This is a genomic window from Dialister micraerophilus DSM 19965, from assembly GCF_000194985.1.
Lineage (GTDB): Bacteria > Bacillota > Negativicutes > Veillonellales > Dialisteraceae > Dialister > Dialister micraerophilus.
Window position 1 is genome coordinate 476,815 of record NZ_GL878519.1, and the last position, 15,000, is coordinate 491,814.

A 15,000-nucleotide genomic window follows, 5' to 3' on the forward strand; every position below is an offset into this window, starting at 1 on the left:
CTATTCATGCGACTCAATCATTATACCACCAGTTAAACAAATTGTCAACAGGTGTTCAGGATATTCTTTTTCAAGACTGTCCTGCATCATCATTTCATTGACGATGTTGATAATATTATCACAAGAAAAAGTCTTCGTCAAGTATTATTTCAAAAAAATATCAAATAAAATACGTCCTTAAAATTTAAGATGCGAGATATTTTCTTTTATAAAATCAATTACACGATTGAAACAAACTCCGTCTTATTAAATTTATTATTTGTAAATAGAAAAAGGAAAGATTTTCATCTCCCCTCTTATGTAGAGTTATTTATGTATAAAACTTCTTACAAGAACTTCCAATTCCTTTATTTTTTCATTTTGTTCTTGTATCGTCTTTTCCATTACTCCGTTCTTTTCCTTCAATGTGTCTACTTCTTATTGAAGTTGAGTTTGACGATTTTCTTTCGGTGTAGTTTTTCCGAGTTTCCATGAAATATCGGCATTGAAAATATGATCTTCTCCGTCCATTGTACCGCCAAAAGATATCATAGCGTTTTCATTCAGTCTATAGTATGCACCAATCGCTACCGCACTTGTTCCTTTATAATTTCCAAATCCCACTGCAAAATCTAATTTATTTTCCGGACTGTAATCAAGAGAATGAAGTGCCGCAAGTGCCGCTACTCCTACTCCGTTCACTCTGTTGCTTATAGAAGAAACTCCCTGCTTTATTTTATCTTCTACCAAGTCAAGGTTTACCGCATTCCCTGAATCACCCTTAGGTCCTTTAAATGCATTATCATTTTTAAGTGATCCTTTATCAAGAGTTAATCTCGTGTATTCATTATTTTTTCGTCTTTTACTTTTTCCGCTTTAATCCGTCACCGAAAACAATGCGTGTTGCACTCCACGTATTATCTCCAACTGCAGGTTTATAAATTTTATTCGAATATTCACCGCCATTGAAAACCGTCAGCGGCACTGCGGTACGTGCGTTAAGTTGTGCCATGTTAACCGCATCATTATCATTTACTCCGTTTGCCACATTAGTTACTCGTCTGTATATAGCACCATTTTTCGTCTATTTTATCTCTTCCTACTGAAAACTCATTTGAATCTTTTGCTACGAATCCTGCTCCCAGTGCAACGGAACCTTCACCGATGGCACTCGCACCAAACCCTAATGCCGACGAGTACTTTCCTTTCATAAATGATTCTTATTAATAATTTTCAGCTTTTATCAATATGACGTCCGAAATAAAACACATTGCACCAATAATGCAATGTGTTTTGAGATAATATTACAGATTTTGTATTCCTGTTTCCGATTATTCCGTGTTTTACTTGTATTTGTATATACAGTCTTTAAATATACCCTCATTACCGGTTCGCCGATAATGAGGGTATTCATTTACAGGGTGTTTTGTTTTTATTCTTTTCCTTTGTTCTTTTTCTTCTTTTTTTCCTTTTTACGTTTTTCTTTTCTCATTTGTGCTTTTTCATCTTTTTTATATTTTCGTCTTACTTGCAAAATTTCTTTATTTTCTTTTATTTCTTTTTCGATTTCTTTGTCTTCTACCGCTTCCATTGCCGCCAATTCTCCGGATTCAACTTCTTCCACTTCTTGTTGTGCCGTAATTTCGGTTGCATTTTCACGAAGTATTTCTTCATCGCTCAGGCATGGAAGTTCAGCCGTTACAGTTGTTCCTTTTCCCTCAATGCTGCTTATTTCTATTTTTCCGTTGTGTCTTTCTATTATGTGTTTGCATATTGAAAGTCCCAGTCCGCTTCCGCCGGTCGCTTTGTTTCGACTTTCTTCCACACGGAAAAATCTTTCGAATACACGATTTTGTTTTTCTTCCGGTATTCCTACGCCTGTGTCGGATATTGTTATTTTCATTAATTTTTCTTTCACACGTTTTATATGTACCGTTATATTTCCGCCTTCTACGTTGTATTTTACCGCATTATCCAACAGGTTCATGAAAAGTTCGGATAAAAGTGCCGCATTTCCGTACATGTATACCGGTTCGATGTCCAGGTTTATTTTCAAATCTTTTTTTGTGGCTTGTGAGGTTATAAGGTCCGCCACGTATTTCAATACGCTGTCTACCGAAACGAGTTTCCATGAAATTGTCGTTTCTTTTTCTTCTATTTTGGACAGGTGCATTATTGTGTCTATAAGGCTTAACATGCGTCTTGATTCTTGGTGTATTTTGTTGCTGAAATTTTTTATGTCTTCGGTGTCTTTGCACATTCCTTTTGCTATCATTTCGGCAAATCCGCTTATTGTGGTGAGCGGTGTTTTCAGTTCATGTGATACGTTTGCCGAAAATTCTCTGCGCATTTTTTCGGCAATATGTTCCGCCGTCATGTCTCGCAGTACTATTAATACTCCGTGTTGTTCTTCCGGAAGTATTGTACGTGTCATTATGACTTTGAAGGGTTTATCCGCTATTGTCATTGTGTATTTTTGTCTGTTTGCGTCACGATATGCCCGGTCTACGGCTCTGAGCCAATCATGATCGCAGTACATCGAGGATATTTTTCGAAATCTTTTGTCTTCCGACGGGTTAAATATTTTTTCCGCTCTTCGGTTATAGTCGATTATTTCTTTTTTGTCGTTCAAAAGAATAATTCCGTCATAAATCGTATTCATTACTATACGTATATTGTTACGATCTTCTTCCATGTCTTCGAGGTATTTTTCTATTTGATTTCTTTGTTCGGCAACCCTTTTATATAAGGGTTGAAATTCCGAGTAATTTACGGGAAGTTCTTTTATGTTTTCTCCCGACATTATTCGTTGCACCATATCGCCGAGTGATTGCAGGGGACTTAGAATTCTGTCCGTTCTGTATTTTGCAAGCATTACACTTGCAAACAAAAATACTATTATGAAAATGAATATTTCCGGTGAAAAATTTGAAAAAATATTTATCGGCAGGTTTCGTTCAAGTGAAAATCTCAAAATTGTACCGTCTTCAATTTTTTGTGCAATGTAGATTTTCGGCATGTCGTTTTTGTCTTTGTGTACATTGTATCCGCTGCCGGTTTTAATCGCTTCGTTTACTTCGGGACTTCCTAGATAATAATCGGCATCGTTGTCGTCTTCGTTGTCGTAGTAAATTATTCCTTTTTGATCGAACCATGCTATATGTATTTTTTCATGTCTCGCATTTGAAAATTCTTCGAGATATTTTTTACTGTTGCTTTCGTCTTCAGTTGTAATTACGGAAGATACTACCTTGTTCAAATTTATTAATTCTTCCGTTCTTCTTTCCTGCATTCCTTGATAATAGAATACGCCCAAAACTATAAATACTATTATTGCGGTCGTTATTCCCGTTATCAGAAGACTGTTGAATATTTTATTTCTCATTTATCTTCCTTTTCGTGTTCCAATCGGTATCCTATACCTCGCACGGTATTTATGTATTTATCACAATCTTTGATTTTTTTACGCAAACCTTTTATGTGCATGTCTACCGTTCTGCTTTCTATTTCTATCGGTGAGTCCCATACAGCTTCCATAATGCGATCTCGTGAGAGAACTATTCCTTTGTTTATCACCAGGTATTGAAGCAGTTTGAATTCTTTCAACGTCAAAAAGACTTCTTTTCCGTTTTCGGTTACAACGTGCTTTGCTTCATCTATTATTGTGTTTTTATATTTTAATATTTTCGGCTCTTCTTTTGAAGTATTTTTCCCATAATTACTTCTACGTAAAAGAGATTTCACACGTGAAATCAGTTCCATTATTCCGAAGGGTTTCGTTATATAATCGTCGGCGCCCGAGTCGAGGCCTTTTACTATGTCATATTCGCTCGTTTTTGCCGTCATCATGACAATTGGAATTGTGGAGTATTCATTTGTATTTCTCAGTTTTTTCAATACGCATAATCCGTCTTCACCGGGTAACATTATATCCAGCAATATTAAATCCGGTATTTTATTTTCCAATTCTTTGTAAAATTTTTCCGCTCCGGCAAAGCCTTTTACATCAAATTTTTGACCTTTCAGTGCATACATAACGAGTTCACGTATTCCGGAATCATCTTCTACGCAATAAATAAGTGCCATATTTGTTCCTTTCTTTTTTATTTATTGTATCATATCTATCCGAATTGTCCCGAAATATATCTGTATGTACGTTCATTTTTCGGAGTTGTAAATATTTTTTCGGTTTTTCCGTATTCTATAAGTTCTCCGAGATAGAAAAATGCGGTCTTGTCAGATATTCTTCGTGCTTGCTGCATATTGTGCGTTACCATAATTATCGTGTATTTTTCTTTCAATTTCATAGTGAGTTCTTCTATCGCCGCCGATGATACCGGATCCAATGATGCCGTGGATTCGTCCATAAGCAGTATTTCAGGTTCCATTGCAAGCGCTCTTGCAATGCACAGTCTTTGTTGTTGACCGCCGGACAGTCCGAGTGCGGATTTTTTCAGTCTGTCTTTTACTTCGTTCCATATCGCAGCTTGTTTCAAACTTTTTTCCACGATTTCGTCAAGTTCGTCTTTTTTCGTAATTCCTTTGAGTCTTACTCCATATGCTATATTGTCGTAGATACTTTTCGCAAAGGGGTTCGGTTGTTGAAATACCATTCCGACTTCTCTTCTGAGCGATATGGGATCCGTTTCGTTGTAAATATCTTTTCCTCTATATAAAATTTTTCCTTCAACTCTGCAATTTTCTATAAAGTCGTTCATTCTGTTCAATGTCCGCAGAAATGTGGATTTTCCGCAGCCTGAAGGTCCGATGAGTGCCGTTATTTTATTTTTTTCTATATTTGTTGAAATATTTTTAAGTGCTTGCGTTTTTCCGTAGTACAAGTACAAGTTTTTTATTTGAAAGGATATGTTTTGTGAATTTTCATTTTCTTTTGTGTGTTTTTCCATTATTTACTTCCTTCGCTTTTTCTTGAAAAGTACTTACTTATATAGTTTGCGCTTAAACAGAATACAATTGTCATTATTACCAATATTGCAGATGCTGCAGATGCGGTATCATATGCTCCGCTGCCTATTCCGTCCATTCTCGATGCCCATACTTGAAGTGCCAATGTTTCTCCGGGTCTTAAAGGATTAAGCGGACATTGCGATGATGCAATGTTCCAAACTTTCCAACTGAAATCGGTACTCATTCCTGCGGTATACAAAAGTGCCGCAGCTTCTCCGAATACTCTTCCGGATGCGAGAATGACGCCTGTCATTATTCTCGTTGATGCTGCCGGCAATATTACTTTTCTTATCGTTTCGAAGCGTGTCGCTCCGAGTGCAAAACTTCCTTGTTTGTAGTTGTCGGGTACTTCTTTGCATGCGTCATATGTGGTTGCGGTGATGAGCGGTATCGTAAATATCGAGACCGTCAATGCTCCCGACAGTAAGTTCCATTGAGTTCCTACGTACGTTACAAATGCAAAGTATCCGAAGAGTCCGACAACTATTGACGGTAATGACGATAGTGTTTCTACCGCCATTTTCAAGATGCTTGAAATTTTTCCGGATGTAACGTATTCGGACATGTATATTCCCGAAAAAATTCCTATCGGAACAGATACGAAAAGTGAAAGCACGAGAAGGTATATTGTATTGAACAGTTGATTTCCTATACCTTTTTCCGTAAATGACAGTATTTCGGGTGAAAATACTTTTATTCCGTTATAGAGTACGTTTGCAAGAAATAATGCAAATACGACAACTGTTATTCCTGTGAATATTTTTATAATCGAAGTTGCAACACGATTCGTAATTCTGTTTCTTTTTATATTTCCGATTTTTATTTTTTCACTATGAACGATTTTGTAAATTTCGATTGTTTCTTCCATCACTTGTTGTCCTTTCGGTGAAGCATATGAATGACTATTACGAAGAACATAGATATGAAAAATAAGAGTAACGCCATGGACCATAGCGCATAGCTGAGTTCTCCTCCTGCCGTAGCCCCTCCCATGTCGGATGCAATTGCCGTTGTAAGGTTTACCGCCGGTGATAAAATCGAGTCCGGTATTATTCTCATTTTTCCTATTACCATAGATACGGCAAGTGCTTCTCCGAATGCTCTTGTAAGTCCTAAAACAAATCCTGTCACTATACCGGATGATGCCGAGGGTATCAATATGCTGTAAATCATTTGCCAACGTGTGGCTCCAAGTCCGTAGGCGCCTTCAATATATTTCGGAGGTACATTTTTGAATGCATCGGCAATAACGGCTGTCACTGTAGGAAAAATCATCATCGCAAGTACGATTGATGCAGCAAGTACGGTTTGTCCCGTCGGAAGATTGAATATATCCCGTATAAACGGAACAAGTACCGTAAGTGCGGTCCAGCCATATACAACGGAGGGTATTCCGGCGAAAATCCCTATCATCGGTTTTATATATTTTTCTCCGTTCTTTTTATCCATTACCGATATGTATAGTGCAGTTGCTATCGAAAACGGTGCAACCATAAGGACGGATGCAAGACATACTGCAACGGATCCTATTATGAATACGCTTGCTCCGACTTTTCCTCCACCCAATTCCGTATCGGAAGGATTCCATGCCGATGAAAAAATAAATTCTCCGATTGTATGATTGAAATATGTAAAAAGCCGAGTTCCGTTCCACAAAAGACTTGCGGCTACCGCAATTGTCAATATCAGCAGTACCGATGCCGATACTGCCGATATATATTTTCCTAAATATTCACGTTTGAGCATATGTCACCAAATCAGCGTGAAACTTGCATTTTGCTTGTAATTCCGTATCCGAGTTCTTCAATTATTTTTCCGAATTCTTCAGATGTAAAGAAGTCGATATAGTTTTTTACGGCACCTTTTGCTTCACCTTTTGTATACATATGTTCGTATCCCCATACAGGATATTTTCCGTTATATGTGTTTTCAACTGTCGGTTCTACTCCGTCAATTGCAAGGACATTTACAAATTTACTGTTTCTTACATACGGCAATGCAACATATCCTATCGCTCCTTTTGTCTGCGATACATTTTCGATTAATGTTCCGTTGTCGTCAGTTTCCAAAGTTGCATTTGCAGTTTCATCCATGCCGTCAAGTGCATACTTTGTAAAAAGCATTCTTGTGCCTGAGGTTTTCGGTCTTGTTATCAATACGATTTCTTCGTCCGGTCCTCCGACTTCTTTCCAGTTTTTTATTTTTGAGGTGAAAATATCTCTTAATTGTTCTTTTGTTATATTTTTCACGTCTTGATAAATATCTTTATTTACCACTGCCGCTACCGTTACTATGCAAACTTTATGATCTTGTAATTCTTTCGCTTTTTCGGAAGGAAGTTTCATTGAGGCATCTACGTCCGAATTTCCGATATCTACACTGCCTTCGGATACTTGTTTCAAACCTACGCCGGATCCGCCTGCATTAAGTATGATTGATACATCCGGATTTTTTTCTTTAAATGCGGAGGCCGCTTTTTTTGCGAGCGGCAATAATGCCGATGACCCCGATCCCGTAACGGTACTACCTTTATGCTGGCTTTCACCGCTTCCGCAACCTGCCAACAATACGGATATTCCTAATGCCGCAACACCTGCTACCAACCATTTTCTTAATTTCATATACTTTCTCCTTTCATTTTCCAATTTCATTATTCTGATTTCATTATAAAAAGAGAATGTAAAATACTCGCATATCTTTTGTATAGTTTTTGTATAATAAAATGTTTTTTGTAATTTTTTTGTAAAATAAAAAAATGTATCGCTTTTTTTGCAATACATTTTCATGTTTTTTATTCTGAAAGTCCCAATTCTTCTTCGTACAAGTCCACTACTTGATTGAATGTTCCTTCGCTTTCGCATTTCATTATTTCTCTTCTGAGTGCGGTCGCTTTCGGAAGTCCGTAAAAGTAGTGACTTGCATGTGCACGCATTTCTCTGATTGCCGTATATTCACCTTTTTCTTTTACCAAATTTCCAAGGTGAGTTCTCGCCATTGAAAGTCTCATTTCCCAAGACGGTTCTTCTACCGTTTCTCCGCTTTCAAGATATGTATTTACCGCATTGAATATCCACGGGTTTCCCCATGCGGCTCTTCCTATCGCCACTCCTACGCAACCTGTTTCTTCCATCATTCTTTTTGCACTCGGTCCGTCCACTATATCACCGTTTCCGAATACGGGAATTTTTACCGTTTCAACAACTTTTCTTATTGCATCGAGGTCCGCTTTCCCGCTGTACATTTCTTCTCTTGTTCTTCCGTGTACGGTAATTGCTGCGGCACCTGCGGCTTCTACGGCTTTTGCAAGCTCAGGGGAGTTCAAATTTTCTCTGTCCCAACCTATACGCATTTTTACGGTAACGGGAACTTTTACGGCTTTTACCATTGCTTCGACTACTTTTGCGGAATTGTCTATATCTTTCATCATCGAGCATCCGTCACCGTTTTTTACAACTTTTTGCATCGGACATCCCATATTTATATCTATTACATCCGCACCGGCCTCTTCAACTTCTTTTGCCGCCAATGCCATTATTTCCGCTTGATTTCCGAAAAGCTGCAACGCTACCGGATGTTCGTCAGGTGCTATTTTCAGCATTTCTTCGGTTTTTTCATTTTTATAATAAAGTCCTCGTGAACTTACCATTTCGGCAGTCGTCATGGCTGCACCGTGTTTTCTTGCGATAACTCTGTATGCAAGGTCACTTACTCCTGCCATAGGCGCCAATACCGCCCATCCGTCCAACTTCACCGATCCTATTACCGGTTTTTTCATATCTGTATTTATCCCTCCACACGAATTATTTTAAAATTTCTTTTTGACGGCTTTACGCTGTCGGATTTTTTTGCATATCCTATGCCTATCGCAATAACGGGCTTTATATCATTACCCAATCCGAATAATTTCAAATATTGCGCTTTTTCTCCCAAATGTCCGACAAAACCTCTGAGTATTACCGAACTCAATCCCAATTCGGTCGCTTTCAAGTGTATATTTTCGACAATTATTCCGCAATCGAAGTCAACCAGATTTTCTATCGCTTTTTCGGTTTTGCAAGCAATAATTACAAGCGGAACTCCATATAAAGGATCTTTTTTCGCTCCCGATTTTATACTTTCTTCAGTTATACTTTTTAAAATTTTTTCATCACTTATTGAAACAATTGCATACCCCTCGTCATTGTGCATTCCTACGGGTACACGTATCGCCGCATTTAAAAGTTCATCTACCATACTTGAAGGTATTTTTTCGTTTGTATATTCTCTTACGGTTTTTCTGTTTTCCAAAACTTTTTCAAATTCCATTATACCCCGCCTTTTCAAAATTTTCTCATGCTTTTTATTATGTCACGTTTTTTTACAAGTAACAAGCAAGCGTTTTACACCTTTGACAACAAACATTTTCATCAATTTTGTTGACATTGATTATTTTACATGCTATCATGTTAAAAATTTATAAAGGAGGAACACATCATGAGAAACACATGGAATACAATTACAATTTGCTGTTGTTGTACCTGCATGGTTTGTTGCTGCCATGTTTCTTTTGCGTGTGCTCCTGTCGATCGAATAGGTACAATTTTGTAACGATATTTTTGCATATTTGTCATCAAAGGCGGGAATACACTTCCCGTCTTTTTTTGTCGTTTGAAAAGGAAAATAAAATGGATACTGTTTATATTTTCAAATATCTTCACTTGTTTGTCGATGCAGGTTTGACGACGTTGAGAATTGCTTTTTTCGGAATTGTGCTTTCTCTTTTATTCGGACTTTTTATAAGTGTAATACGCTACAAAAAAGTTCCGATAATTTCACAAATATGCAAATTTTACATAGAACTTTCGAGAAATACTCCTCTGCTCGTGCAATTATTTTTTCTCTACTTCGGTCTTCCTAAAGCGGGAATACATATTTCCGGTGAAAATTGCGCACTTTCGGGGCTTGTATTTTTGGGAGCAAGTTACATGGCGGAAACGTTTCGAAGCGGATTGGAATCTGTTGCAAAATCTCAAATCGAATCTGCGGCGGCATTGGGAATGGGTGAGTATCAAATTTTCCGTTTCGTTATTATTCCTCAAGCGGTTTCGGTTTCTATTCCTTCCGTTTGTGCAAACATAATTTTTCTTATAAAAGAAACTTCGGTTTTCAGTGTTTGTGCAATTCCCGATCTTATGTATGTGGCAAAAGATTTAATAGGTCTTTATTACAAGACCGATGAAACTTTATTCATGCTCGTTATTGCATACTTAATTATTTTATTGCCCGTTTCTATAATCGCTTATTTATTGGAAAGGAAGACGCTATGGGTTTATCGGAATTAAATTTTCTGTTTGAAGGTGTGAACGGTTTGAGATTGCTTCAAGGGTTGGGAACTACTTTGACGATTTCATTGCTTTCGGTAGCAGGCTCTTGTATATTGGGACTTTTTGTCGGATTGATAATGACTTTGAAAAATCCGTTTATACAATTGCTTTCGAAATTCTATCTCGAGTTCATGCGTATAATGCCGCAGCTTGTACTTCTTTTTATCGCATATTTCGGAATTGCAAAAGCATTTAATATACACATTTCGGGCTTCATCGCTTCATTGACAGTTTTCATTTTATGGGGCACGGCGGAGATGGGCGACCTTGTACGTTCGGCAGTAGAGTCGATACCTGAAAATCAATATGAAAGTGCGGCAGCTCTCGGTTTTTCAAAATTTCAAATGTATCGTTTCATAATTATTCCTCAAGCTGTCGGATTTCTTCTTCCTCCCGCAATAAACTTGTTTACACGAATTATAAAGACAACTTCGCTTGTAGTTATGATCGGAGTTGTGGAAGTTCTCAAAACGGGACAGCAGCTTATAGAAGCAAATCGCTACACTGCACCCGATGCGGCACTTCCCATGTACGGTTTGATATTTTTCCTTTATTTCTTCTCTTGTTGGCCTCTTTCAAAATTATCTTCTTATTTGGAAAAGAAACGGAGCGGCAGATATGCAAAATAAAATATTGCTTTCAATAAAAAATTTAAAAAAGAATTTCGGCGAAAATACCGTTTTAAAAAATATTTCTCTTGATGTAAAAGAAGGTGAAGTAATCGCTGTAATAGGTCCTTCCGGTTGCGGAAAATCCACTTTCCTGCGTTGTATAAACGGACTTGAATCTATAGATGACGGTTCTATATACCTTTATGACGAATGTATTTCAGACGGTTCTATTTCAGGTAAATATGTACGTCAACGTATCGGAATGATTTTCCAAAGTTATGACTTGTTCAATCATATGAAAGTTTTACAAAATATTATGCTTGCTCCGGTGGAAGTGCAAAAAAGAGATAAAAAAGAAGTAAAACGTCAAGCTCTTGAATTGTTGGAGCGTGTACACCTTTCGGATAAAGCCGATGCATGGCCTTCTCAATTGTCCGGTGGACAAAAGCAGCGAATTGCAATTATTCGTGCATTGATTATGAATCCCAAGTTGGTACTTATGGATGAAATTACCGCTTCTCTCGATCCGGAAACCGTAAGTGAAGTTTTACAGTTTGTAACTGAACTTGCAAAAAGCGGAATGACAATGATTATAGTTACTCACGAATTGTCTTTTGCAAAAGCGGTTGCAGACCGAATACTGTTTTTCGATAAAGGTCTGATTTCCGAGGAAGGTACACCGGATAAAATTTTCAATCACCCCGATAAGGAACGTACAAAACAATTTCTCACATCCGGTTTTTGAATTTATACAAAGAGGAGTTCACTATGAAAAAATTTACAACGTTTTTAATGGCAATCGTTTCAATTTTGGCATTGACTTTTGCCTCAGGCTGCGCATCAAATTCGGAAACGGAATCGAAACCTTATCGCTCCATCGCAGAAATTAAAAAGAGCGGAGAATTGATAATAGGTGTTTTCAGCGACAAAGCTCCGTTCGGATATATAGATAAAAACGGTAATTACCGAGGATATGATATTTATTTTGCAGAACGTCTTGCAAAAGATTTGGGAGTAAAGCCCAAGTACATTTCTCTTGAACCGGCAAACCGTACCGAATATGCAAAAACAGGAAAGGTAGATATAATTCTTGCAAATTTCACTGTGACAAAGGAGCGTGCCGAGCAAGTGGACTTCGCACTTCCGTACATGAAAGTCGCAATAGGTGTGGTTTCACCAAAAAATCAAAACATCACATCTGTCGAGCAGTTGAAAGGCAAAAAATTGATTGTCGCAAAAGGAACGACTGCGGAAACTTATTTCACTGAAAATCATCCTGAAATAGAATTACTCAAATTCGATCAATATGCCGAAACTTACAGTGCTTTGCTCGATAAAAGGGGCGATGCATTTTCTACCGACAACACCGAAGTGCTTGCATGGGCCATGAAAAACCCCGAATACAAAGTGGGTATTACACATTTGGGAAAAGATGAAGTAATTGCACCTGCGGTGCAGAAAGGCAATAAAGAGCTTCTCGATTATATAAATAATGAAATAAAAGAATCGGCAAAGGAAAATTTCTTCCACAAAGATTATGAGGAAACACTTGCTCCGGTTTACGGAAGCTCCGTAAATCCCGACGATCTTGTAATCGAAGGCGGAAAATTGTAATAAAAAAGGCGACTTCAGTCGCCTTTTTTTATACACCGAGTATATCCAATATCTGAGATAAATTTTTCTTTCCGAAATGTATTTCTTCTCCGTTTATTATCATACAAGGTACACTCATTATATTGTACTTTTCACGCATTTGCGGATAGTACTGCAAATCATGCACGTCAACAGTTACATTCGTATTTTCGGAAGCTATACGCTGAGCGGCAGCTACCAAGTCAGGACACATCGTACATGAAAGTGAAACTGCAATCTGTATTTTCACCGATTTCTTTATATTCGCAATACGTTTACTTGCTTCTTCACCTATATTTTGTCCCGGACCTGCCACATTGTACATTGCAAGTACAAATGAATTGAATTCGTGTCCGCCGGGTATACCGTGAAATCTCAATCCTCTGTCCGCACCGTCTTTACTACATATGGAAATCATGTATCTTTCGCTTTCTTGTGATACCGGAACAAATTCGGATTTTATCTTTTCGCAAAGAGATGTTATTTCATTTACAATTTTTGTGTTTTCTCTCGAAACCTTGCTGTCATCGGTATATACACGAAGTACAATTTGATTTTCAAATTTATCAAATACCGGCACAAGTGCTTTACGCATATTATCATCCAAAAAGGCATTTGAAGATGCTTTCAGTACATTTTTCTCTTCAACATTTTGAGTTTTCGGCTTTACGAAAGTTCTCTCCAAATTCAGTTTGCGATACTGAATGCCCAAATATTTTTCGGCACTTGTCGCAGCAATTGCACCGTCGGATACGGCGGTAACAACCTGTCTTAAATTCTTTATACAAATATCTCCAGCGGCATACACACCTTTTATATTCGTTTCTTGATTGCGATCAGTTACCACGTAGCCCTGTGCATTCAATTCCAGTAAATCTTTTACGAGTGAATTTTCCGGTTCATATCCGATGAATACGAATACTCCGAAAAAGTCTTTGTCGAATGATTTATATGCGGTTTCTTTTTCGGTTACATTGTTTTTCAATACAACTTTACGAATTGAATTATCTCCCTGAACCGATTTGAGTCGAGTATTGTACATTACGGTAACTTTGGGATGATTTATCAATTCTTCAACTTCCGCAGATGAAATCGAGAATTTATCTCTGCGAACTACCACGGTAATGCTTTTTGCATAACGTGTCAAAAACAATGCTTCTTCTACGGCGGAAAATCCTCCACCGATTACAAATATATCCTTGTCGGTAAAAAATTCTCCGTCACATGTCGCACAGTAAGCCACACCATGACCGCGGAATTCATCTTCACCTTCAAACTCCGCTCTCTTGGGATGAGCACCTGCTGCATATATGACACTCAAAGCTTTGAAACTTCCCACATCGGTATGTACAACTTTGTAATCACCCTCAAGCTCAAGCTTGTTTACTTTTGAAATTAAAAATTCCGCACCGAAATTTTCAGCCTGAACTTTCATCTGTTTTGTAAGAGTCGAACCGTCCGTTTTTACAACTCCCGGATAATTTACTATGTCCGAAGTAATCGTAATTTGTCCGCCTATGGTTTCCTTTTCGACAACAAGTACCTTGAACTGCGCTCTCGCCATATAAATGGCGGCAGAAAGCCCCGCAGGCCCTCCACCGACTATTATTGCATCATATAACTTTTCCATTCACAAGTACCTTTTAAAGTTTACCGGACAAATCAAAGGAAGGTTTCAAAGTATCATCACCGGGTTCCCACTTTGCCGGACAAACTTCATCACCGTGTTCGTAAACGAACTGTGCCGCCTGTACCTTACGAAGAAGTTCATCGGCATTACGTCCGATATTATCCGCACTTACTTCATACAATACGACTTTGCCTTCCGGATTGATTACAAATGTACCACGTTCCGCCATTCCGTCACTTTCCACGTAAATATCGAAACTCTTTGCCAAATTTCCGTTGGGATCTGCAAGCATTGTGTATTCAACCTTGCCTATTCTGTCGGAATTTTCATGCCAAGCCTTGTGAACATATTCACTGTCACAAGAAACTGAATAAATTTCACAACCCATTTTCTTGAACTCGTCATACTTGTTCTGTAAATCTTCCAATTCTGTCGGACATACAAATGTGAAATCTGCCGGATAAAAGAAAAGTACACTCCACTTACCCTGCAAATCCTTGTCCGTTACAACCTTGAATTCACCTGTCTGATACGCATTTACCTTAAATTCCGCAATGCTCTTTCCTGCCATTGACATAATTAATTCCTCCTATGTTAAATAAATCTATATTTATTTTTTTCGTTTTAGCGTCTTTATTATAGCAAGCATATCTAAAAAAGTCAATTCAATATAAATTCAAATCCGACTTCAATGCAAAAGCGAAAACGACAAACTCAAAAGTTTAAAATTCCAAGTACGAACTCCCCTTTCATTTCAAATTTTTGCTCCAAACATATCGGACTTGCAGTTGCATTTCGGTGCAACTTTTTTGTATCT

General features: G+C 37.8%; 17 protein-coding genes. 4 read left to right on the plus strand and 13 right to left on the minus strand.

Features of this window, described 5'->3' with window-relative positions:
• Positions 1–417: 417 nt before the first annotated feature.
• The 11 genes from HMPREF9083_RS02330 to HMPREF9083_RS02375 form a co-directional block, all read right to left on the minus strand.
• Positions 418–729 carry a YadA C-terminal domain-containing protein gene (locus HMPREF9083_RS02330; RefSeq protein ID WP_007555775.1) on the minus strand — a complete coding sequence of 104 codons (312 nt, stop codon included), beginning with the start codon at positions 727–729 and terminating at the stop codon, positions 418–420.
• Between the two features lie 112 nt (positions 730–841).
• Positions 842–1,027 carry a hypothetical protein gene (locus HMPREF9083_RS02335; protein WP_007555776.1) on the minus strand — a complete coding sequence of 62 codons (186 nt, stop codon included), beginning with the start codon at positions 1,025–1,027 and terminating at the stop codon, positions 842–844.
• 1 nt (position 1,028) lies between these two features.
• On the minus strand, positions 1,029–1,190 hold the full coding sequence (locus HMPREF9083_RS06395; protein WP_007555777.1) for a left-handed beta-roll domain-containing protein: 162 nt from the start codon (positions 1,188–1,190) through the stop codon (positions 1,029–1,031).
• Between the two features lie 221 nt (positions 1,191–1,411).
• Positions 1,412–3,364: a sensor histidine kinase gene (locus tag HMPREF9083_RS02340; RefSeq protein WP_007555778.1), complete on the minus strand. Its 1,953-nt coding sequence runs from the start codon at positions 3,362–3,364 to the stop codon at positions 1,412–1,414.
• A complete protein-coding gene (locus tag HMPREF9083_RS02345) occupies positions 3,361–4,065 on the minus strand; it encodes a response regulator transcription factor (protein WP_007555779.1) in 705 nt (234 codons plus the stop codon). Before HMPREF9083_RS02345 ends, HMPREF9083_RS02340 begins: the two co-directional genes overlap by 4 nt.
• 35 nt (positions 4,066–4,100) lie before the next feature.
• The gene (pstB, locus tag HMPREF9083_RS02350) at positions 4,101–4,886 is read right to left on the minus strand and encodes a phosphate ABC transporter ATP-binding protein PstB (protein ID WP_007555780.1); all 786 of its coding nucleotides are present in this window, start codon (positions 4,884–4,886) and stop codon (positions 4,101–4,103) included.
• Positions 4,886–5,815, minus strand: coding sequence for a phosphate ABC transporter permease PstA (gene pstA, locus HMPREF9083_RS02355; protein ID WP_007555781.1), 930 nt, complete (start codon positions 5,813–5,815; stop codon positions 4,886–4,888). The genes pstB and pstA overlap by 1 nt, the downstream gene beginning before the upstream one ends.
• Entirely contained in the window at positions 5,815–6,693 is an 879-nt protein-coding gene (pstC, locus tag HMPREF9083_RS02360) for a phosphate ABC transporter permease subunit PstC (protein WP_007555782.1), read from the minus strand. The genes pstA and pstC overlap by 1 nt, the downstream gene beginning before the upstream one ends.
• 11 nt (positions 6,694–6,704) lie before the next feature.
• Positions 6,705–7,568: a phosphate ABC transporter substrate-binding protein gene (locus HMPREF9083_RS02365; protein WP_035062781.1), complete on the minus strand. Its 864-nt coding sequence runs from the start codon at positions 7,566–7,568 to the stop codon at positions 6,705–6,707.
• A gap of 170 nt (positions 7,569–7,738) precedes the next feature.
• Positions 7,739–8,722 carry a tRNA dihydrouridine synthase DusB gene (gene dusB / locus HMPREF9083_RS02370; RefSeq protein ID WP_007555784.1) on the minus strand — a complete coding sequence of 328 codons (984 nt, stop codon included), beginning with the start codon at positions 8,720–8,722 and terminating at the stop codon, positions 7,739–7,741.
• An 8-nt stretch (positions 8,723–8,730) separates the two neighbouring features.
• Complete coding sequence (locus HMPREF9083_RS02375) at positions 8,731–9,252, minus strand: nitroreductase family protein (RefSeq protein WP_007555785.1); 522 nt, start codon at positions 9,250–9,252, stop codon at positions 8,731–8,733.
• A gap of 359 nt (positions 9,253–9,611) precedes the next feature.
• On the opposite strand from HMPREF9083_RS02375, the gene HMPREF9083_RS02380 reads away from it, so the two are divergent.
• From HMPREF9083_RS02380 to HMPREF9083_RS02395, 4 genes are read left to right on the plus strand one after another with little or no spacing between them, the layout of a single operon-like run.
• On the plus strand, positions 9,612–10,268 hold the full coding sequence (locus tag HMPREF9083_RS02380; RefSeq protein WP_007555787.1) for an amino acid ABC transporter permease: 657 nt from the start codon (positions 9,612–9,614) through the stop codon (positions 10,266–10,268).
• Positions 10,250–10,939, plus strand: a complete 690-nt coding sequence (locus tag HMPREF9083_RS02385; protein ID WP_007555788.1) for an amino acid ABC transporter permease — start codon at positions 10,250–10,252, stop codon at positions 10,937–10,939. The genes HMPREF9083_RS02380 and HMPREF9083_RS02385 overlap by 19 nt, the downstream gene beginning before the upstream one ends.
• Positions 10,929–11,666 (plus strand): amino acid ABC transporter ATP-binding protein, encoded by a 738-nt coding sequence (locus HMPREF9083_RS02390; protein ID WP_007555789.1) that lies wholly within the window; start codon positions 10,929–10,931, stop codon positions 11,664–11,666. The genes HMPREF9083_RS02385 and HMPREF9083_RS02390 overlap by 11 nt, the downstream gene beginning before the upstream one ends.
• A 23-nt stretch (positions 11,667–11,689) precedes the next feature.
• Positions 11,690–12,535 carry a cysteine ABC transporter substrate-binding protein gene (locus HMPREF9083_RS02395; RefSeq protein ID WP_007555790.1) on the plus strand — a complete coding sequence of 282 codons (846 nt, stop codon included), beginning with the start codon at positions 11,690–11,692 and terminating at the stop codon, positions 12,533–12,535.
• 28 nt (positions 12,536–12,563) lie between these two features.
• Here HMPREF9083_RS02395 and HMPREF9083_RS02400 read toward each other — a convergent pair whose 3' ends face one another.
• Together HMPREF9083_RS02400 and ahpC are read right to left on the minus strand one after the other, a co-directional pair.
• Positions 12,564–14,183: an FAD-dependent oxidoreductase gene (locus tag HMPREF9083_RS02400; RefSeq protein ID WP_007555791.1), complete on the minus strand. Its 1,620-nt coding sequence runs from the start codon at positions 14,181–14,183 to the stop codon at positions 12,564–12,566.
• Positions 14,184–14,196: 13 nt separating this feature from the next.
• Positions 14,197–14,760: an alkyl hydroperoxide reductase subunit C gene (gene ahpC, locus HMPREF9083_RS02405; RefSeq protein ID WP_007555792.1), complete on the minus strand. Its 564-nt coding sequence runs from the start codon at positions 14,758–14,760 to the stop codon at positions 14,197–14,199.
• Between the last annotated feature and the right edge of the window lie 240 nt (positions 14,761–15,000).